The organism is Stenotrophomonas sp. FR010 (genome assembly GCF_047520755.2).
In the GTDB taxonomy this organism is placed as follows: domain Bacteria; phylum Pseudomonadota; class Gammaproteobacteria; order Xanthomonadales; family Xanthomonadaceae; genus Stenotrophomonas; species Stenotrophomonas sepilia.
Map to the genome: position 1 here is coordinate 133,856 of NZ_JAXBQT020000006.1, position 20,071 is coordinate 153,926.

Below are 20,071 nucleotides of genomic sequence, written 5' to 3' on the forward strand. Positions count from 1 at the left end.
GCGCTCTGCTTCCTTGCTCATGTCTTACTTCCCTAGCGATTGATATCCAACAATAAGTTCAGCTTGGAGCCCTTCCAGCTGCGGGCGGTCCTCCATCAGGTCGACTGTCAACCGATACCGGCCCGGCTCCAGCCAACCGACCTGTGCGAACTGAAGCACCTGATACAGCATCTCATCCGAGTGCAAACCGGCCTCGATCAGTGCGTTGTCATCCAAGCTTGTATCAGCCAGATATCGCACAACCTCATCTTCTGGAATTCTCTGTGAGTCGCGCCCGTCAGGAGTGCTCTGCCATAGCTGTACAGGACCAAGTGCGCCGCCATCAATCCGCTCCAGGCGCAATCGCGTGGGTGGCTTTCCCAGCCTGATCTTCTCCCACGCGTCCAGCAACGAGCGCCCATCGGTATCCTGCAGCCGCAACCCGATGTTCAGGATCGGAATGGCCGGCTTCTGGGGCGCCGGCAAATCAAAGGTGACCTCGGCAATCCGACCGGCCTTCTGCAACTGCACGGCCCGCGTGAACGGCACAACCGTGCGCGCCTCGGCCTGTGCGCGCGTCAGCAGGGGCGGCGCAACCTCAGGCGCAGGTGACGCACGGCATGCCGCCAGCGCGCCCAGCACCGCCAGTACCACCAGCCCCCGCCGAGCTGGCCGCGTCATTGCTCCTTCAACCGCAGCGAATCGGCCACATCGGTCTTGGCCGCCACCTCGGTGGCGATGCTGGCGCGGCGGTGCCCCGGGTCGTTGCGGTCGCCCTGCACGATGAAGATGCTCTCCGCCGCATGGCTGCTCTTCGTCGGCCGGCTGAGCAGCACGTGGTCCACGCGCGAGAGGTTGTTCTGCTTGGCCAGCACCAGCAGGCTGGCGCTGATGCGCTGGCTGGCCGCATCGAACGGGCGCCCATGCGCGGCATCCAGCTCGGCCACTTTCTGGATCAGCTGCGAGAACAGGCGATGGTCGGGGTGCGAAGGGTCCAGCAGCGTGCCGGCCACTTCAATCGGCGTCGGCGGCGGCTCATCGCTGGCGCGGTCGCCCTGGCGATGATGCTCGGCCTCGCGCTCGGGCATCGCATGATGGGTTTCGGCATTCAGGTTGCTGCCCGGGAACGGCGCGGCGATGCACTGGATCTCCGGCAGGTTGAACAGCACCGCGAACTCGCCCAGGTTGCTGCCCCCATCCAGCGGCGCCGGCAGCGGATGCAGGCCGGCGTAGTGCAGGGCCGCCCAAACGAAATCGCTGCAGCGATTGATGGTGGCCGGGCGATCCACATCGAATTCGAACTCGGCCGGTTCCTCGGCGAAATCACGCAGGCAGCCGTAGTGCTCTTCGGTGATTTCCAGGGTGCGGCTGTAGTACGGGTCCAGATGCTCGTCGGCATCGTCGGGGCGCACCTGCGCGTACTGCACGCCGGTGCGGGTTTCGCCCGGCACCTGGCGTGGCGGTGCGAAGCCGTAGCTGTGGGCCTCATCGCCCGCCACAACCTGCAGGTACATATGGCCGCGCGGCGAGATGCCCCCACTTTTCAGCGGGGTGCCGGGCGCGGCCAGATAAAGGGTTACGGTGTAGCGTGTTGCCTGCTCCATGCCTGTTCAGCCTTGATGGGTGCTGCGGTCCTGGGCGGATGATGGCATAGGTGGGATGGGAGGCAGGTAGAGGAATTGAGGACACCGATCGCGACTTGCTGAATATGTGAGCCAGCGTGCAGTACTGGACCCGGGCGTGAGCAAGGTCCCGGCAACGACTGGAGCTTGCCTTTCCACCGATCTATAGTCGTTTCGATCATGCAAGGGAATCGCCCATGAGCAGAGCACCGGCTTGCCGGCTTGCCTACTTCGCCCTGGTGGCCGTGCTCAGCACCACCGCCTGCGCGAAGGCCCCATCCAAGGAAAAGGACCCGAACGGAACCCCCATGTCCGAAACCGCAACCGGCCCACGTACGGTGGGCGGACAGACCTACACGACGCAGCCGGTAGAGGCTCGGCTTGGCCCGCACCGCTTCATGTTCCCGGCCAACCTCTACTACAACCAGACGGGCCCTCTGGCCGATGGAGGCGTCATGCTCACGGTGTTCTGGCCGGATTTCGATGCAGCGCCCCCCGGTGATCGCCCGGTGCGCAGCACGCAGGACAGCCGGCGGCAGGTGCTGGTCGAGCTTAGATACATCGATCGCGTTCCCATCCAGAACTATCTGGCGCGTCGGTCCAGTAGTGAAGCCACCAGCGCGCCGGGATCACTGGAGCGGAGGGACCCGGTAGAGAACCTCGCGCTGCGCGTTGCACAACCCGAACGCTGGGGTCTGACGCCGTATGCGATCGACCCATCGTTGATGGCAGCCTATGCAAAGGATTCGGAGGCTGCGCTGGGCAGGCCTTACGTGCACAACCCAGGGATGGAACCAGACTGGTATGTGGCCCGCTCGGCGGAGGGGCAACTGACAACGTTCATCAGCTGCGACCCGGCAGACCGCATTCCTGACGGGCTCACGATTCAGGGCAAGACACTTGAACGCGCCGGAGAAGGCCAGATCGCAATGTGCCGCCATTCCATCGTGGATGTGGGCGACAGCATCGCCATCGAGATGAACTATGCACGCGTCATGCTGAGCGACTGGCAGCGCCTGGAAACCACCGTGCGTAATCTTCTCAGCCGCTATCGCGTTCAGCCGTGAACCGCATCTCAAGGATGAATCATGAGCGGACTTACCGATAAGGACATTCGTGTCCTGTCCTCCTACGCGAAGGAGGGAAATCGCGAGCTGTATTGGAACTATCTCGCGCAGCTTCCCGACAATGATGGCTATGGACTGCTGGCATTGGGTGTTGTGCGCAACGACAGCCTCCCCGGACGGGTGGCCAACAGCTTCGCAACCGCCGTTGCCGAGCAGCAGGCCACGCTGTTCGGCAACGAGAAGAACGTAGCGTTCACCGAACGCAGGCAAGAAACCTTCGGCCAGGATCTGATCAGGAACGATCTGGCGGAGCGCAAAAGTTGGATGGAGGCCGGCAGGCCCGATCTGGCACTCAACCTGCCCTACACGAGCACACTCAAATCCCACGATGTTTCGTTCGAAACGAACGACCTCAATGTGAACTGCTGGACGCCGCGTTTGCTGCTGGTGTCCACGGAGCAAAAACGCGGCGAGCAGGCAGCCGAAAAGGTCTGGCAGAACATGCTGGACAACAGCGCTGCCGGCGCATTCCGTGCCGGCAAGACGGCAGTCAGCGTGCACCTGGATATGCCGCAGCCCGCTGGGCATTTCTACTTCGTTGAGCTGAGCAAGTTCGAGGGCGCAGCGCTCCTGCAGCGCGACGCCGTAGATCCGAACGTGATTGGTACCAAGTTCGACTACCACAGCTACGACCCCCAAGACGGCAGCTGGAACCGCACAGTGGGCGTTCCCCCACTCGATAGAACAACCAAAGAGACCGATCCCACCGAGATATCCGCGTTGAACGAGACCCGCGAGGTTCGCCTGGAGCGCGAGGTCAAGGCGAAGCAGTTTCATCCTGAAGATCCCTACAGAGAGATCGCCAAGAGCCCACGCGTGGTGTCTACGCAGGAACACGAGCCTCTCTTTACGGAAGGACGCCGCATCGCGGCGATAGCGCCAGGCAGCCCGGACTACGCGCTCCATCAGCAGATTCGCCAGGGCGTCGCTGCACTGGACGAGAAGCACGGCCGCCCCTTCGACGCGACCAGTGAGAACCTCGCCGCCAGCCTGACAGTGAAGGCACGCGAGCAGGGTCTGGAACAGGTGGACCATGTGGTGCTGAGCAACGCCACGGCCAATCAGCCGGCGGGTCACACCATCTTTGTTGTACAAGGCGACCTATCTGACCCCGCCCATCTGCGTGCAGGGATGCCCACTGCCGTGGCTGCACAAACGCCGGTGGCTGGGTCGCTGCAGCAACTGGCTGTGGTGGGCGATCAGCGCGAGCTCGCCCGCCAGAATGAGCAGCAGGCGCTGGATGCACGTACGCAGGAACAACAGAGCCACGCCATGCGCATGGGCTGACCGCCCAGGTTGAGGCGGCCTCCCTTGGGGCCGGAGGTCGCAGCCCCTGAGACCTCCCCAGGTCATCCTCCCCTACTTCGGGAGGATGACCATGACCAAGATCGACCCCGTATGGCTGGAAGCCTTCGACAGGGAGCTTCTCTACTTGTTCGCCATCGATCATGGCGACGCCGGCGTGGATGAGTACCTGCTGGGTTGCTACGCAGACCTTCCGCCACACGAGGCGGCGCTGGCGTTCGGCAGCGACTACGACCTGGAGCGCGACGATGCGCTGTGGCCACGGCCGGGCGTGGCGCTGCAAAGTTAAGCCGTGTCGCAATCGGCACGCTGCGCGTATCAGCCCAGCGGGCTAGGTGTCGCTTTTGGGATCCTACACGGCTGCAAACCGTACTTTTTGAAGCGCATCCGGGCGGTAACTTAACACCGGCCGAAACCACTGCACCGCAAGGGTTCTGCCACGCGCTCGCCATGCAACAATGCCGTAAGCGTCAGCATTTGCGGTCTCTGCGGCCTACGGTTCCTTGGCATCTCGCAGCCATGCGAGTACACCTTGGCATGCCACCTCGCACTAGGTGGCGCGGGACTCGAAAACCCGTCTGAATACCCAGTGCTTTGCGCTTGCCAGTCGGCGTCATCTTCGGATGGCGCCGGCTGGCAATCCGTTCGCGATCCATGGCGGGCGGTGCGTGGGGGTCCTCGGACCCGCCGGATTGGGTATTCACCGGTTTTCGAGACACGCACCGTCCGCCGCCTCTATCGGTGGCGCTGCTATCTGTCCTGTACGGAGCATTGCCATGAACACATCGGACTTCCGTTCCCTGCACGCGCAGTACGATCCGGACAACGCCGAACCCGAGCGCGAACCGTCCGTCGATCCCAACGCCTTCGTCGCCACGCTACGCCGCATCGGAACTGGTGCAGCTGCGGATGGCCAGCCTTGGCCGGAACGGCATCAACTGCCTGGGCGGTGTCTACAGCTGGCGGATGCGGATTGCGCGCTGGCGGGGCTGCGCGTGGTGGCGGAGCTGATGTTGGCTGCGGAGCGCACTCGGCAGAACGGCGCGCCCGAGGAGTACCTGGGCGATCGGGTGATGGAGGGGTTGAAGATGGCTTGTGTGGCGTTGACTGCGCAGGTGGCTGATCGGTTGCAGGTGCGGGATTAGACGTCTTCCACGAGAAAACTGCTTCACACAGCTCCAATTCAGTCGTCGCGCGGTGAAGTCCACTCCTTCAACTACTCTCCGCAATCGTATCCATGCTAGGACCTGATTGACACCAGCTTCTCGCTCGAAGGAGGTACCTTAGACCTTAGTGAAGCACTGAGCTGCTTAGAAAATAGGGCAATCACTTGAATCCCCTACTCCAATCCTAGCCGTTGAGCGAAACTGGGCATTGACAACCCTCCGCGGAACTTCGGGCACTACGCTTGACGGCTTGGAATCTCCTGAGCAACGGCTCCAAGCAGAAAAGACGCCTTCGAGTCATCCAAGCCTGGCCCACGGCAGCAATTAGACATCAATTGACGCGCCGAGCGTCCATGATCTCTAGTCGTTCTGATACATTGTCCGCCAGCGGCAGGAGCGCCCGAGGGGAATCAAGTTGAAGGAAATTAAGAAACTTATTGAAGCAATTTCAAAGTTCGAGCCGGGAGCACCTCTCAGCAAGTTCATCGGCAGTATACGATTCCCGAACTTCAAGAACATTGAGCCGGGGACCGTCATTCATTTTGACTTTCCACTTACAATACTAGTCGGAGCAAATGGTAGCGGGAAGAGCTCCGTACTGCATGCACTTTATGGCGCTCCAGACGGCCAGACGACCCGAGATTTTTGGTTCTCTACCGAGCTTGACCCAATTATTGAAGGGAAAGGACTAGGTGTTTCTAGATACATCTATTCTCACTGGAATGAAGCAACCAAGTCATTCGTTGAGACGAGGAAAGCAAGAGTCCGGAGTGGCACTAAGCTTGACTACTGGGAGCCGACAAAAATCGTAATCGGCGATGGAATGATCCCCTTGCCAGCCCCCGCCCCAGCCGGCGCGGCTTCCGACAGGTGGCTTCCGGTAGACCGCTCAGTTGTTCATATTAATTTCAAGGCAGAGATTAGTGCCTTTGATAGATTCTTCTACTTTGAAACGGGACAAACAAAGGAAGAAAAGCATGCAGCAATGCTTCGCGAAGCAAGACGGCTCAAGGATGTTATCGACAAGAACAGCAAAAGCCTAGTCCTCTGGAACAGAGAGAGAGTTTTCGAGAATAGAAGGCTCTCTACAGAAGAATTGAAGTGGGTTAGACACATCCTTGGACACCCGTACGATTCAGCTACGATTGTCAGACACACTCTCTATCCTGGATACAGAGGCCAGGACATCAGCGTGGTATTTGAAAGAAAGTCACTTCGTTATTCTGAAGCATTTGCTGGAAGCGGCGAAGTAGCAATTGTCAGCTCTGTGGTCAAGCTCTTAGCGGCAAGCGAGTTCTCTCTCATTCTACTGGACGAGCCAGAAACATCATTACATCCCGGTGCACAGGTTAGGTTTCTCCACTTTATTCTTCATTGCATAAAACTAAAAAAAGCTCAAGTCGTCATATCCACGCATTCAGCAGAGTTTCTTTCCAGCCTTCCAGACCATGCAATCAAGGTACTGGAATCGACTCCCGACGGCAAAGTAACAATAACAAAATCTTCTTCCGCCCTAACTGCCTTCAATCGACTGGGAAAGAAGAATGAAGGTAAACTTCGCGTAATCGTGGAGGATGAGCTTGCGAAACGAATTGTCGATATCGCTCGGAGAATGCTGCCGGCAGGCGAATCAGACGTTATTGAAGTTGTAGTTGTACCTGGCGGTGCCGATATGATTCTCGCCCATTACGCGCCGTCTGCAATGGCTGCGAAGGACGATACTTTTGTACTTCTTGATGGCGATCATTCACTTCGAGTTCCCTTGCCTGATTTGGGGATGCTCGCACCGACAGATGAACCCAGGCTTGGAGAGCTTATTCAAGCGTCCATTGGAACCACCCCGTCGCTATATCTTAGCGGCGGAAATGATGAAAATTTAAACGTCAAGAAGATTGCGGCGCAGAAGAATTACATTCGCTGGATAAGCGAGCGAGTTGATTTTCTACCCCACTCTGTTCCCGAAGAAATCGTTATCAGAGGAGCATTTCCTGACCTAATTGATAAGCTAGATGGCACTAGCAGTGCAGCCAAAACTGCGCTCTATGATCACTTAGCAAAATCTGTACCTGGCGCTGGCGCGAGTCAGATCGTAGAAATTGCAGGATATGAGATTTCCAAAAATTCTTCCGGAAATTTGGATATAATTGAGGTGTCTCGAAAGCTGGAAAAATTCATCTTGACCTGGCGCACATCCAATGATTAAGCGAATGACTGCGATTGATCTATTCTCAGGCTGCGGCGGATTAACGCTAGGCCTAAAAATGGCTGGATTTCAGGTCTTAGCTGGCGTCGAGATCGACCCCAAAGCAGCTCATACGTATAGACTCAACCACAAAGATGTCTCCTTAATTCAAGGTGACATTCGCGAGACAGACCCAGTTTCGCTTATGAGATCAATCCGAATGAAGAAGGGAAAACTGGATCTTCTTGCTGCCTGCCCTCCATGCCAGGGTTTCTCCCGCATTCGGACAAAAAATGGCGCAAGAAGCAATAGCGATCCAAGAAACGATCTCGCAATGATCTTTCTTGACTATGCTAAAGCCCTCAAGCCTCGACATCTATTGCTTGAGAACGTTCCGGGATTAAGGCGCCAGCCAATTTGGCAGGATTTAATTCGGGGCCTTGAAGCAGAAGGTTACGAGATTGTTGAAGGGGTGATCGACGCAAACGACTATGGAGTCGCGCAGAGACGGAAACGATTGATTATGCTCGCCTCGCTAGGCCAGAAGCCCAGCCTACCATGCGTTTCCGAAAGTCGTCCCACCGTCAGAGACGCCCTTCAGAACTCTGACATTGCTTCCAATGATAAACTTCATCAAATGCGGACAGCCCATGCTCCGCATGTCATGAAATTGATTAATAAAATCCCCAGAAATGGAGGAAGCCGATCGGACCTACCGGACGACCTGGTACTCCAATGCCATCAGCGGACCTCGGGATTTAGTGATGTATACGGCAGAATGGCCTGGTCAAAGCCAGCGCCAACCATTACTAGCGGATGCCACAATCCTTCAAAGGGACGTTTTCTGCACCCTGATGAAAACCGAGCCATTACGCTTAGAGAAGCAGCACTACTTCAAGGTTTTCCAGCCGACTACCAGTTTGAAGCAAGCCACGGCAAAGAAGCAATCGCATTGATGATAGGCAATGCCTTGCCTCCTCCAATGATCTGCGCACACGCCAAAGCCCTTGTAACCAAACAATAAAAAGGGCGGCCATAGGCCGCCCTTTTCTCCTCGACTGAAGAAATCAAACCCCAACAGGATTAGCCTTCTCCGGATCAATCTTGTACTGCTTGATCGCCCGAGCCACATCCTTCGCGGTCATCTTCCCTTCCTTCGCCAGCGCCGCAATCGCGGCATGGGCGATGTAGTACCGGTCAACCTCAAAGAACCGGCGCAGGTTCGCACGCGTATCCGAGCGGCCGAAACCATCGGTACCCAGCACGGTGTACGACATCGGCACGAACGCACGGATCTGGTCCGCATACGCACGCACGTAGTCGGTGGCGGCAATCGCCGGGCCCTGGCGGCCTTCCAGCAGCTGGGTCACGTAGGCCTTGCGCTGCTCACCTTCCGGATGCAGGCGGTTGGCACGCTCCACGTCGAAACCATCGCGACGCAGTTCGTTGAAGCTCGGGCAGCTCCAGATGTCGGCGGTCACGCCGAAGTCCTTGTCCAGCAGCTCGGCCGCGGCAATGGCTTCGCGCAGGATGGTGCCCGAACCCAGCAGCTGCACGCGCAGCTCGCCCTTCTTCGGCTTGCCGGCGTCGGTCAGCAGGTACATGCCCTTGACGATGCCTTCGGCCGCGCCTTCCGGCATTTCCGGGTGGGTGTAGTTCTCGTTCATCAGGGTGACGTAGTAATACTCGTCCACCTGGTCTTCCATCATGCGCTTGGTGCCGTGCTGCAGGATCACCGTCACTTCGAAGCCGAAGGTCGGGTCGTAGCTGCGCACGTTCGGGATGCCACCGGCCACCAGATGGCTGAAGCCATCTTCGTGCTGCAGGCCTTCACCGTTCAGCGTGGTGCGGCCGGCGGTGCCACCCAGCAGGAAGCCGCGGGTACGCATGTCGGCGGCCTGCCAGGCGATGTCGCCCACGCGCTGGAAGCCGAACATCGAGTAATAGATGTAGAACGGCAGCATCGGCACGTTGCTGACCGAGTAGCTGGTACCGGCCGCCATCCACGAGCTGATCGCGCCCGGCTCGCTGATGCCCTGCTGCAGCACCTGGCCGCTCTGGTCTTCGCGGTAGAACATCAGCTGGTCGGCGTCCACCGGCTTGTACTTCTGGCCGAACGGCGCGTAGATGCCGATCTGGCGGAACAGGCCTTCCATGCCGAAGGTACGGGCTTCGTCGGCCACGATCGGCACGATGTGCGGGCCCAGTTCCTTGTCGCGCAGGGTGATGTTCAGGCTCTGCACGAAGGCCATGGTGGTGGAGTAGCTGCGCTCGCCGCTGCTCTTCAGCAGGCGCTCGTAGGCTTCCAGCTTCGGCGCCACGAAGGTCTTGTCGGCTTTGCGGCGGCGCTGCGGCAGGTAACCGCCCAGCGCGGCACGGCGTTCCTGCAGGTACTGCACTTCCGGCGAATCCGGGCCCGGGTGGTAGAACGGCACCTGGCCGTCGGCCAGCTGCGCGTCGGTCACCGGAATGTTGAAGCGGTCGCGGAAGTGGCGCACCGCTTCGTCGTCCAGCTTCTTGGTCTGGTGGGTCGGGTTCAGTGCCTCACCGGCGCTGCCCATGCCGTAACCCTTCACGGTCTTGGCCAGGATGACGGTCGGCATGCCCTTGGTGTTCACGGCCTGGTGGTAGGCGGCGTACACCTTGTGCGGGTCGTGGCCACCACGGTTCAGGCGCCAGATGTCGTCGTCGCTCAGGCCGGCGACCATCGCGGCGGTTTCCGGGTACTTGCCGAAGAAATGCTCGCGGGTATACGCGCCGCCGAAGGCCTTGCAGTTCTGGTATTCGCCGTCGACGGTTTCCATCATCAGCTTCTTCAGGACGCCGTTGGTGTCCTTGGCCAGCAGGGCATCCCAGTAACCGCCCCACAGCAGCTTGATCACGTTCCAGCCGCCGCCACGGAACACGCCTTCCAGTTCCTGGATGATCTTGCCGTTGCCGCGCACCGGGCCATCCAGGCGCTGCAGGTTGCAGTTCACCACGAAGATCAGGTTGTCCAGGCCTTCACGGCCGGCCAGGGCGATGGCACCCAGGGTTTCCGGCTCGTCGCTCTCGCCGTCGCCGATGAAGCACCACACCTTGCGGTCGGACTTCTCGATCAGGCCACGGTTTTCCAGGTAGCGCATGAACTGCGCCTGGTAGATGGCGGCCAGCGGGCCCAGGCCCATCGACACGGTTGGGGTCTGCCAGTAGTCCGGCATCAGCCACGGGTGCGGGTACGAGGACAGGCCACCGCCGTCCACTTCCATGCGGAACTTGTCCAGCTGCTCTTCGCTGATGCGGCCTTCCAGGAAGGAACGCGCGTAGATGCCCGGGGCGCTGTGGCCCTGGATGAACAGCAGGTCGCCCGGGTGGTTTTCGCTCGGGGCGCGCCAGAAGTGATTGAAGCCCACGTCGTACAGGGTAGCGCCGGAGGCGAACGAGGCGATGTGGCCGCCCAGGTCACCCGGCTTGCGGTTGGCGCGCACCACGGTGGCCATCGCGTTCCAGCGGATGATGGAACGGATGCGCCATTCCAGCTCGGCATTGCCCGGGCTCTTGGCCTCGAACTGCGGTTCGATGGTATTGACGTATTCGGTGGTGGGAGAGAACGGCAGGTAGGCGCCCGAACGACGGGTCAGTTCCACCATGCCTTCCAGCAGCTGATGCGCGCGCTCGGAGCCCTCGACATCAATAACGGCCTTCAACGACTCGATCCACTCCTGGGTTTCCACAGGATTCGGGTCGTTGTTCAGCACCTCGTTCAACCAGTTCATTAGCGCTCCCATAACCGCACGCACGCGCGCGACTGTTGTATAGATTTCTAGACCGCAAAGTGTAGCGCACCAAGGGCTTTCGTCACTTGGCTACGCAGGCGTATGGATGCATGCGGCCAGTGTCCGCAAGGCATGTCCCGCCCTGTCCAGCAGCAGGACAGGCCCCTGTTTCCGGCCGCTACGGCCTCTTGCGGCCGGCGCCCCGCTGTCGCATCAGGCCCGCTGCGTCCATGCGCAGGACGCAGTGTTACTGCTGCCGATGACGCTTCTGGGGCAGGTTTGGTGTCGGGGTCGGCCGCTTCCGGCGCCGGGCACTGAACCAGCGGCAACATGCCGCATCCGGCACTGGAAGTGCGCCGCTGGCGGCCGCAGGGTAGAGACCGAGTGCTGGCCCCAAGGCCCCGCTCCCTTCCACAGTTGCTGCCGGGGCGCCCTGCGAAGGGCGCCCCGTTTCTACGCGCGCCGCCCGCCGTGGCCCAAAACAGACCCGCTTGTGGCCGGATCGAGTGTTGTCGCTTTCGACATATCGATATATCGTTTGCACACTCGTTTACCGATATATCGAAATGAGTCGAAGCCCCTCTCCTAGAGCCCGTTCCACCGATTCGGCGGTGCCCCGCCGCAACGGCCAGCCACGCGTGCTGAGCCGCGGTGACCTGCGCCTGCTGGTGCTGGCTCTGATCGGCGAGCAGCCGCGCCATGGCTACGAGCTGATGCAGCTGATCAGCAACCAGTTCATGCAGGCCTACACGCCCAGCGCCGGCACCATGTACCCGCTGCTGGCCAGCTTCGAGCAGGCCGGCTGGATCGAGGCCGAGGAAGTGGATGGCAAGCGGATCTTCCGCATCACCGCTGCCGGCGAGTTCGAGCTGAAGGTGCAGCGCACCCAGGTGCGCCTGGCGCAGCGGCGTGCCTTCGACCGTGCCCGCGAGATCACCAAGGCCTCGCTGCCGCCGCCGCTGGCCGCGGCCCTGCGCGAGTTCAAGCGGGCGCTGGTGCACCACCACGGCCGCTGGGCCGAGGGTGAGGCGGACGAAGTGGCGGCGCTGCTGACGCGGGCCTCAGCCCTGCTCAACGGTACGGTCGGTAGCGGGCAACCACCGATTTCAACGACCCAGCCAGACTGACGCCAGCCAGGTCTCCCCTACGCCGCGCGCCCCGCGCGACACCTTTACAGGTAACCCCCATGACCGAACACAACAACACGCGCCTGCGCCTGGATGTGCGCTTCCGTGAACTGACCGTGCTGCGCACTGAAGAGGTCACCCCGCACATGCGCCGCATCGTGCTGGGTGGCGACGACCTGGCCGGCTTCGATTCGCCCGGCGCCGACGACCACATCAAGCTGTTCTTCCCCAACGCTGCGGGCGAGATGGTGCTGCCGGTGCTGACCGCCGAAGGCCGCAGCTACCCGGACGGCAAGGTGCCTTCGCCCTCGCGCGACTACACCCCGCGCTGGTGGGACCACGAAGCCGGCGAGCTGGCCATCGACTTCGTGCTGCACGACCAGGGCGTGGCCGGGCCATGGGCCGAACGCGCACAGCCGGGCGACGTGCTGGTGATCGGCGGTCCGCGCGGCTCGTTCGTGGTGGCCGACACCTACGACGCCTACGTGCTGATCGGCGATGAAACCGCACTGCCGGCCATCGCCCGCTGGCTGGACGTGCTGCCGGACAGTGCCGAGGTGCAGGCCTTCATCGAAGTGCGCGACGAGGACGAGCGCCAGGACCTGCCGCAGTACGAGAACGTGCGCATCCACTGGCTGGAGCGCAACGGCTTCCCGGCGGCCAGCAGCACCCTGCTGGAAGACATGCTGACCGACTTCGAGGCCCCGGACGGCGATGTCTTCTACTGGATCGCCACCGAATCTCGCCGCGCACGGATGATGCGCAAGTTCATCGAAGGCCACCTGGGTGTGCCACGCGACTGGATTCGTTCCACCGGCTACTGGAAGGCCCACCCGGACGAAACCGACGGCGATTGACCGGGCAGCCGGTGGGTGCGGACCCTGCTTGGTGGGTGCGGACCGTTGGTCCGCACGCCCTTGACCATGTAGAGCCGAGCCCACGCTCGGCTGCTTTTCGCTCCACCCTCGCGTTACGCGCGATGAGCCGAGCGTGGGCTCGGCTCTACAGGAGCACTGGGCGCCGCCTGCCGCGTCCACCCGAACCGCTGCGCGGCCCAGATCTCCAGCACCACCAGCAGCGCGATGATCAACAACGGCAACAGCAGCCCGAAGTACACGCCCGGCATCATGCCGTTGATCTGCGCCTTCACCAGCCGCAGCACGCCACGGGTGTGCAGCAGCTCATCGACGTGCATGGTCAGCGCCTCGCGCACCACCTTGGGTTCCAGGCCGAGGGTACCGGCCCTGTCCACCAGCGTGTCTTCCACCATGCTGCGCAACAGGCCCTCGCGCACCTTGCTGATCACCCAGCCGGTACCACGTGCCAACGGGCCGTTGCCAAGACGGTCCAGGCCGGGCAGCGGATGCTCGCTGAGGTAGGCCGAGGCGATGGTGTCGGCGACGTCGCCCACCGTGCCCTGGCTGCGCAGTGCCTCGCGCATGCGCGGGTCGTCCAGCGAATCGGTAAAGCCTTCGCTCCAGCCTTCCACCAGGGTCTGCAGGTGCGGCTGGAAATGATCGAGCTGCTTGAACAGCGCGCGGTGCGCACCGGCGGTTAAGCCCAGCTGCAGGCCGAAGAAGGCAGTGGCCAGCGGCAGCAGCAGCACGTAGCTGGCCAGCAGCCAGTGATGCCAGCGCTTGCGCCGCTGCAACCAACCACGCCGATGCAGCCAGCGCCAGCCGGCGATGCCCAGCACCAGGCCGAGCAGCGTACCGAGCACGCTGCCGCCCACCAGATCGAGCACGCTCAGGCCCGACCAGAATTCGTTCAACCAGTACTGCGCGTCCTGCATGGGTCTTCCTTCCGTGGGTGATACAGCAGCCATTGTAGAACCGAGCCCACGCTCGGCTGCGCCGCCGTCGGTGGGTGCGGACCGCCATCGACTGGTGGGTGCGGACCGTTGGTCCGCACACTCCCATGCAATTGCCGGCCAGCGGCCGGCACTACCGAGCTGGCAATGCGACAATCGCGCTCCTTTCCTGCAGCAACGAGGCCCACATGGCCAAACTGACCCTGGCCAGCGTGGACGCGCTGCGTACCCGCTTCGCTGATGACGCTGCCTGCGACGCGGCCCTGGCCGCCTTCGCCGATACCGCTGCACTGCGCGCGCCGCTGCGCGAGCTGGTGGAAGCACAGCACCGCTACGTGCAGGCCGAATTCGAAGTGGCGCAGGTGGCCGACGTGCTGCGCCGCGACCAGAAGTACGCGCCGGTGGGTCGGCCTTCGATCAACATCGTGCAGCTGCGCAAGCAGCAGGCGGCCACCAAGCAGGCGGCGCTGATCGCACGCCAGAGGGTGGCGCAGGCGGCGCAGACGTTCGTGCGGGTGAGCGGGATGACGGTGAAGGCCAAGCAGAGCCCGAGCGAAGCATGTGGGGCGTGGCTGGGCGCGTTGCGCTGAGGGATCGTGCGGACCAACGGTCCGCACCCACCAGATGCAGGTTGGCACCTGCCGGGTAGTGCCGGCCGCTGGCCGGCAACCCCATCGGCATCGGGTGCCTCGCATGCAGAACCCAAAAAGAAGGCCCGCTCTTCAGCGGGCCTTCTGCCTTCTCACGACGAGTGAGCGGGGTGCATCAAGCGGCCGGCTTTTCGCCGGTGGCTTCGGTGGTGATGCGGATCTTCACTTCATCGCTGACGTTCGGGGCGTAGGCGCCGACGCCGAAATCGCTGCGCTTCAGGGTGGTGGTGGCATCGAAGCCGGCGGCCGGAACCTTGGCCATCGGGTGCTCGCCGCCGCCGTTGACGGTGACGTCCAGGGTGACCGGCTTGGTGATGCCCTTGATGGTCAGGTCGCCGGTGACGGTCAGCTTGTTGGTGCCGGCCGCTTCCACCTTGGTGCTCTTGAAGGTGGCATCGGCGAACTTGGCGGCGTCGAAGAAGTCGGCGCTCTTCAGGTGCTCGTCGAACTTGGCGGTGAAGCTGTTCAGGCCGCTCAGCGGCAGCTTCACTTCCACGGTGGACTTGGTCACGTCTTCGGCGTTGTACACCAGGGTGCCTTCGACGTTGCCGAAGTGCGCGCTGGGGTTGGAGAAGCCGAAGTGGCTCCACTGCGCCAGCACGTCGGTGTGGCTCGGGTCCAGCTTGTAGGTGCCCGAGGCGATCTTGATCGCTTCAGCAGCTGGCGCGGCAGCAGCGGCATCAGCCGCCGGGGTGGCTGCCTGCTCGGTGGTGGCCGGGGCGGCGGCATCGGCGGCCGGGGCAGCGGTGTCGGCCGGCTTGGAGCAGGCGGCGATGGCCAGGGTCAGGGCCAGCGGCAGCAGCAGTTTACGGGTGGCGCTCATCTGAGGAACTCTCCGGATCGTAGGGTGGGTACACGGTGCAGCAATGGCCCGCCGCGGAACAGCGGGCCCGAAACCGATACAGCGACTTACGCGATGCGCGCCGCTTCGTCGAACGACAGGCGCGGCAGGCGCGGGAACAGGCCCGCCGGGTCACCGTAACCCAGGTTGACCAGGAAATTCGACTTGATGGAGGTGCCGGCGAAGAAGGCTTCGTCGACCTTGGCCGGGTCGAAACCGGACATCGGGCCGGCATCCAGGCCCAGCGCGCGCGCAGCCAGGATCAGGTAGGCACCCTGCAGGCTGCCGTTGCGGATGGCGGCTTCGTGGCGGCCTTCCTGCGGGCCATCGAACCAGGCCTTGGCATCGGTGTGCGGGAACAGGTACGGCAGCTTCTCGTGGAAGTCCAGGTCGAAACCGATGATGACGGTGACCGGCGCAGCCATGGTCTTGGCCAGGTTGCCTTCGGACAGCGCCGGGGCCAGCTTGTCCTTGGCCTCCTTCGAGGTGACGAAGACGAAGCGCGCCGGCGTGGTGTTGGCCGCGGTGGGGCCCCACTTCACCAGGTCGTACAGTTCCTTCAGCAGGCTCTCGGGGACCGGCTTGTCGAGGAAGGCGTTCTGGGTGCGGGCCGTACGGAACAGCTGGTCAAGGGCAGCGGCGTCGAGCGCGTGGGACATCGGTGGATCTCCAGGGCGGCGAAAGGAAGTCAGTGCCCGCGGGCGGCGCGGGGCGAAACGACGAGCCGCAGTGTAGAGTGTCGCGACTGTTGCAACACCCAGCAGGGCTGAAACGAATTAATGCCAATGGTGAAACGATCGAGCGCGCCATGGACGGTCACTGACGGCCGTGCGGGCAATGTCCGCCAAGCGGTCGCGCTGGCCTCGGCACTGCGCCAGGGCACCCACCGACCGCTGCTCCTGCAACCGCGCGCCCCCTGGCGCTGGCTGTCGCCGCGGCGCCTGCCCGGCGATGTGAATGGCTACGGCGAGGCCTTGGCGACGCTGGCGGCCGAGGCGCCGGCACTGGCGATCGGCTGTGGTCGCCAGGCGGCCGGTGCCCTGCGCGTGCTGCGTGCACGCGGCAGCCAGGTGGTGCAGATCCTCGACCCACGCATCGGCGCCCGCCATTGGGACGTGGTGGTGGTGCCCGAACACGACGCCCTGCGCGGCAGCAATGTGCTGACCCTGCTCGGCAGCCTCAACCCGGTGGACGACGACTGGCTGGCCTGGGGCCGCGCCGCGTTTGCTGGCTTCAGCACCCTGCCCGGTCCGCGCACCGCACTGCTGGTGGGCGGGCCGACACCGCTGGCGCCGTGGGACGAGACGGCGATGGTCGGTGTGTTCCAGGCGCTGGCCGAGCAGATCCGCAGCGAAGGCGGCAGCCTGCTGGCCACCACCTCGCGACGCACGCCGCCAGCCCTGGCCGAGATCCTGCGCGCGAAGTTCGCCGACCTGCCGCACGTGATCTGGGGCGATGGTGGCGACGGTACCAATCCCTATGGTGGCCTGCTCGGCTGGGCCAACCGCGTGGTGGTCTCGCCCGATTCGGTGAACCTGCTCTCTGAAGCCTGCGCCACGCGCATGCCGGTGATGGTGGCGCTGGCCGATACCGCGCAGGGCCGGCTGGCCCGGTTCCAGCAGCAGCTGCGCGAACGCGGGCGCTTGCAGCCGCACTGGTTGGACTGGCAGTACGACCGCATCGAGCCATTGCGCGAAACCGCGCGCGTGGCGGCGGAAGTAAAGCAGCGCCTGGCCCTGGGGTAGTGCCGGCCGCTGGCCGGCAATGCTGCACGCATTACCGAACACCCTGCCGATGCCGGCCAGCGGCCGGCACTACCCGACTACGCGGCGCAAGGGCGTGGATCGCCCGCTGCGCTGAGCAGCGTATGATCGGCGCGCGGGCCTGCCCGCCGTTGAAGGTACCGACATGGATCGTTTTTCCCGCCTGCGCCGCGCCGCGCTGCTGATCGCCAGCCTGCTGGCGACCGCACCGGCCTGGGCCGACAGCACCGCCTGCCGCGAGCGCTACCCGAGCGTGGCGTCGCAGGCGGCGATGCTGGACGTGGCCTGGACCACCGCCGAACGCCTGGACGCGCTGCCCGATGTGGACGTGGTGGTGGCCGCGCGCGGTGGCCAGGACCTGCGCCGCTACGGCCTGCGCCACAGCCACCTGGCCTTCCTGCTGCGCGAGGACGACGGCCGCTGGCGCGCGATGCACCTGCTCAACCGCTGCAAGACCGACAGCTCGCAGCTGTACCACGAGGGCCTCGGCAACTTCGTCGGCGAGAGCGGCGGCCATACCGACCTGCGCATCGGCGTGCCGTCGGCCCCCTTGCGTGCGGCGCTGCGCGCGATGCTGGTGCCGCCCTCGATCCAGCCCAAGGCGCTGCACGAAACAAGGTACAACGTGGTCGCCTACCCGTTCGCCACCGACCACCAGAACTCCAACCAGTGGGTGCTGGAAGTGCTGGCGGCGGCGATGGCGCAGACCGAAGGCGCGCCGGCCATCGTCAAGCGCGAACAGGCACAGCAGTGGCTGCGCCAGCAGAAGTACCAGCCCAGCGTGCTGCATATCGGCCTCGGCAAGCGCGTGGGTGCGCGCCTGTTCGTAGCCAACGCCACCACCACCGACCATCCAGCCGGCGAACGCATCTCCGGCAACTATTCGGTGGTGACGGTGGAATCGGTGTTCGACTTCCTGCACCAGCGCAGCCAGCTGCAGCAGGAACTGGTGATCCCCCATGTGCCGGTGGCCGGTGCCACCGCCGCCACGCCCTGAATCCCGCAAGGAGAACGACATGCGTCCGCTGCTTACCTCTGTGTTGTCGATGGTGATCGTCACCGGCCTGGCGTGGTCGACGGCCGCCCACGCCGAACGCCGCATCGTGATCATCCATGACCCGGGCCCGCAGGGACCGAGCCTGGAAATGTCCACGCAGATGGTGGCCTCGGCCCGCGCCGCAGCAGCGAAGGAAGCCCAGGATGCGGCCGATGCCGGCCAGCCGCTGGCCCGCCCGCAGCAGATCAAGCTGCCGCAGATGGAGGTGAGCGCAATCGCCACCACCGTCGATGGCCGCCGCGAAGTGCTGCTGCGTGATGCCAACGATCCGCAGAACACCGCATCGATGCAGTATCCGCGCGGCGTCGGCGACCCGGCCGTGCAGTTCACCGTGGGCCAGACCGTGAACTTCGAGCCAACCGGCGCCGACCAGGGCTGGCAGCTGAAGGACAACCAGGGCCGCCCGCTGGAATACCTGCCCGAGGCCACCGGCCCGCGCGATATCTTCGATACCCGGCGCTGAGCCGCCGTCTTCACGCTGACCAGGATGTCTCCATGTTCCGTTGCCTGCGCGTTCCCGCTTCTGCATTGCTGCTCTCCGCGCTGCTGGTGCCCACCGTCCATGCCGGCGCCGCGCCGCAGTTGAACAGCAGCGAGGCCAGCGTGCTGATCACCTCGCTGATCGTGGTCTCGGTGCCGCTCGCTGCGTCGGCGGGCCTGTCCGAACTGTCCAAGGCGCCGTTCAAGGCCAGCGAACGCAATGCCAGGGTTGCCCGCACCAAGGCGGTGCCACTGCCGCCGATGGAAGTGAAGAAGGTGGAGACCACGGCGGCCGGCGAGCGCCAGGTGCAGCTGCAGGTGCCCGACAAGGCCGATCAGACCGCCACCCTGCGCTGGCCGGCGCGCGTGCATGAAGACCAGACGGCGGCCTTCGTGGTCGGCCAGCGGGTACATTTCGACCCCACCGAGGCCGGTGCCGGCTGGACCGTGAAGAGCGCACAGGGCCAAGCGCTGGCTTACGTCCCCACCGCCTACGCCGCGGGCGATGTGATGAGCGAAGCGTTGTAAAGCTGAACAAGCGGTTTTGGCTTTGCCGCGGGCCGGGCGGATAATGAGCGATCCCCTTTGTCCCCCTGGCTCGCCATGTCCGTGCGTCCTGCCCCTGTGTTTGCCCCGCTGACCGCCCGCGCCCTGGTGCTGGCGGTATTGGCGATGGGCGCGGTGGTGCTGCTGTCCAACGTGCTGGTGCAGTACCCGATCAATGACTGGCTGACCTGGGGCGCCTTCAGCTATCCGGTCGCGTTCCTGGTCAGCAACCTGATCAACCGCCGCTTCGGCCCGGGCCCGGCGCGCCGCGTGGCGTGGATCGGCTTCGCGGTGGCGGTGCTGTTGTCGATCTGGGTGGCCACGCCGCGCATCGCCGTTGCCTCGTGCTCGGCCTTCATCGTGGCGCAGTTGCTGGACATCACCGTGTTCGACCGCCTGCGCCGCGGCAGCTGGTGGCGCGCACCGATGGTGGCCACGACCTGCAGCGCGACGGTGGATACCACCATTTTCTGGTCGATCGCATTTGCCGGTTCCACCCTGCCGTGGGTGAGCTGGGCCGCCGGCGACCTGGCAGTGAAGCTGGCGATCGGCGTCTGCCTGCTGGCCCCGTTCCGCGCGCTGCTGTGGAAGATGGCGCCGCTGCGCGCCGCCAGCTGAACGCACATGCTCTGGTAGGTGCCAACCTTGGATGGCACATGAG

General features: G+C 63.4%; 20 protein-coding genes. 14 read left to right on the top strand and 6 right to left on the bottom strand.

Annotated elements, in window-relative coordinates:
* Positions 1–24 precede the first annotated feature (24 nt).
* The gene (locus ACM0PK_RS07625; RefSeq protein WP_414606998.1) at positions 25–660 is read right to left on the bottom strand and encodes a hypothetical protein; all 636 of its coding nucleotides are present in this window, start codon (positions 658–660) and stop codon (positions 25–27) included.
* Positions 657–1,583, bottom strand: a complete 927-nt coding sequence (locus tag ACM0PK_RS07630; RefSeq protein ID WP_414606999.1) for an XVIPCD domain-containing protein — start codon at positions 1,581–1,583, stop codon at positions 657–659. The genes ACM0PK_RS07625 and ACM0PK_RS07630 overlap by 4 nt, the downstream gene beginning before the upstream one ends.
* A 215-nt stretch (positions 1,584–1,798) precedes the next feature.
* Here ACM0PK_RS07630 and ACM0PK_RS07635 point away from each other — a divergent pair, with 215 nt between their 5' ends.
* The 6 genes from ACM0PK_RS07635 (at position 1,799) to ACM0PK_RS07660 (ending at position 8,405) form a co-directional block, all read left to right on the top strand.
* A complete protein-coding gene (locus ACM0PK_RS07635; protein WP_414607000.1) occupies positions 1,799–2,668 on the top strand; it encodes a hypothetical protein in 870 nt (289 codons plus the stop codon).
* A gap of 21 nt (positions 2,669–2,689) precedes the next feature.
* Complete coding sequence (locus tag ACM0PK_RS07640; RefSeq protein ID WP_414607001.1) at positions 2,690–4,015, top strand: XVIPCD domain-containing protein; 1,326 nt, start codon at positions 2,690–2,692, stop codon at positions 4,013–4,015.
* Between the two features lie 91 nt (positions 4,016–4,106).
* Positions 4,107–4,322, top strand: coding sequence for a hypothetical protein (locus tag ACM0PK_RS07645; protein WP_414607002.1), 216 nt, complete (start codon positions 4,107–4,109; stop codon positions 4,320–4,322).
* Between the two features lie 487 nt (positions 4,323–4,809).
* The gene (locus tag ACM0PK_RS07650; RefSeq protein WP_414607003.1) at positions 4,810–5,178 is read left to right on the top strand and encodes a hypothetical protein; all 369 of its coding nucleotides are present in this window, start codon (positions 4,810–4,812) and stop codon (positions 5,176–5,178) included.
* A gap of 436 nt (positions 5,179–5,614) precedes the next feature.
* Positions 5,615–7,402, top strand: a complete 1,788-nt coding sequence (locus ACM0PK_RS07655) for an ATP-dependent nuclease (protein WP_414607004.1) — start codon at positions 5,615–5,617, stop codon at positions 7,400–7,402.
* A gap of 4 nt (positions 7,403–7,406) precedes the next feature.
* A complete protein-coding gene (locus tag ACM0PK_RS07660; RefSeq protein ID WP_414607005.1) occupies positions 7,407–8,405 on the top strand; it encodes a DNA cytosine methyltransferase in 999 nt (332 codons plus the stop codon).
* Between the two features lie 43 nt (positions 8,406–8,448).
* Here the strand turns inward: ACM0PK_RS07660 and aceE are convergent, their stop codons facing one another.
* Complete coding sequence (gene aceE / locus ACM0PK_RS07665; RefSeq protein WP_088496216.1) at positions 8,449–11,136, bottom strand: pyruvate dehydrogenase (acetyl-transferring), homodimeric type; 2,688 nt, start codon at positions 11,134–11,136, stop codon at positions 8,449–8,451.
* A gap of 566 nt (positions 11,137–11,702) precedes the next feature.
* Here aceE and ACM0PK_RS07670 point away from each other — a divergent pair.
* Positions 11,703–12,263, top strand: coding sequence for a PadR family transcriptional regulator (locus ACM0PK_RS07670; protein ID WP_414607006.1), 561 nt, complete (start codon positions 11,703–11,705; stop codon positions 12,261–12,263).
* Positions 12,264–12,322: 59 nt separating this feature from the next.
* Positions 12,323–13,120, top strand: a complete 798-nt coding sequence (locus ACM0PK_RS07675) for a siderophore-interacting protein (protein WP_329848167.1) — start codon at positions 12,323–12,325, stop codon at positions 13,118–13,120.
* 113 nt (positions 13,121–13,233) lie between these two features.
* Here ACM0PK_RS07675 and ACM0PK_RS07680 read toward each other — a convergent pair whose 3' ends face one another.
* Entirely contained in the window at positions 13,234–14,055 is an 822-nt protein-coding gene (locus tag ACM0PK_RS07680; protein ID WP_414607007.1) for a hypothetical protein, read from the bottom strand.
* 206 nt (positions 14,056–14,261) lie between these two features.
* On the opposite strand from ACM0PK_RS07680, the gene ACM0PK_RS07685 reads away from it, so the two are divergent.
* The gene (locus ACM0PK_RS07685; protein WP_414607008.1) at positions 14,262–14,663 is read left to right on the top strand and encodes a hypothetical protein; all 402 of its coding nucleotides are present in this window, start codon (positions 14,262–14,264) and stop codon (positions 14,661–14,663) included.
* 175 nt (positions 14,664–14,838) lie between these two features.
* On the opposite strand, the gene ACM0PK_RS07690 is transcribed toward ACM0PK_RS07685, so the two are convergent.
* Positions 14,839–15,546 carry a YceI family protein gene (locus ACM0PK_RS07690; RefSeq protein WP_005415047.1) on the bottom strand — a complete coding sequence of 236 codons (708 nt, stop codon included), beginning with the start codon at positions 15,544–15,546 and terminating at the stop codon, positions 14,839–14,841.
* An 86-nt stretch (positions 15,547–15,632) separates the two neighbouring features.
* Positions 15,633–16,223 (bottom strand): malonic semialdehyde reductase, encoded by a 591-nt coding sequence (locus ACM0PK_RS07695; protein WP_005415046.1) that lies wholly within the window; start codon positions 16,221–16,223, stop codon positions 15,633–15,635.
* Positions 16,224–16,349: 126 nt separating this feature from the next.
* Here ACM0PK_RS07695 and ACM0PK_RS07700 point away from each other — a divergent pair, with 126 nt between their 5' ends.
* From ACM0PK_RS07700 to ACM0PK_RS07720, 5 genes are all read left to right on the top strand, one after another.
* Positions 16,350–17,309 (top strand): mitochondrial fission ELM1 family protein, encoded by a 960-nt coding sequence (locus ACM0PK_RS07700; protein WP_072169051.1) that lies wholly within the window; start codon positions 16,350–16,352, stop codon positions 17,307–17,309.
* A 163-nt stretch (positions 17,310–17,472) separates the two neighbouring features.
* Positions 17,473–18,324, top strand: a complete 852-nt coding sequence (locus ACM0PK_RS07705; protein WP_414608080.1) for a DUF2145 domain-containing protein — start codon at positions 17,473–17,475, stop codon at positions 18,322–18,324.
* 19 nt (positions 18,325–18,343) lie between these two features.
* On the top strand, positions 18,344–18,847 hold the full coding sequence (locus ACM0PK_RS07710; RefSeq protein ID WP_032953871.1) for a hypothetical protein: 504 nt from the start codon (positions 18,344–18,346) through the stop codon (positions 18,845–18,847).
* Between the two features lie 32 nt (positions 18,848–18,879).
* On the top strand, positions 18,880–19,392 hold the full coding sequence (locus tag ACM0PK_RS07715) for a hypothetical protein (protein ID WP_414608079.1): 513 nt from the start codon (positions 18,880–18,882) through the stop codon (positions 19,390–19,392).
* 75 nt (positions 19,393–19,467) lie between these two features.
* Positions 19,468–20,028: a queuosine precursor transporter gene (locus ACM0PK_RS07720; protein ID WP_065179558.1), complete on the top strand. Its 561-nt coding sequence runs from the start codon at positions 19,468–19,470 to the stop codon at positions 20,026–20,028.
* Positions 20,029–20,071 lie beyond the last annotated feature (43 nt).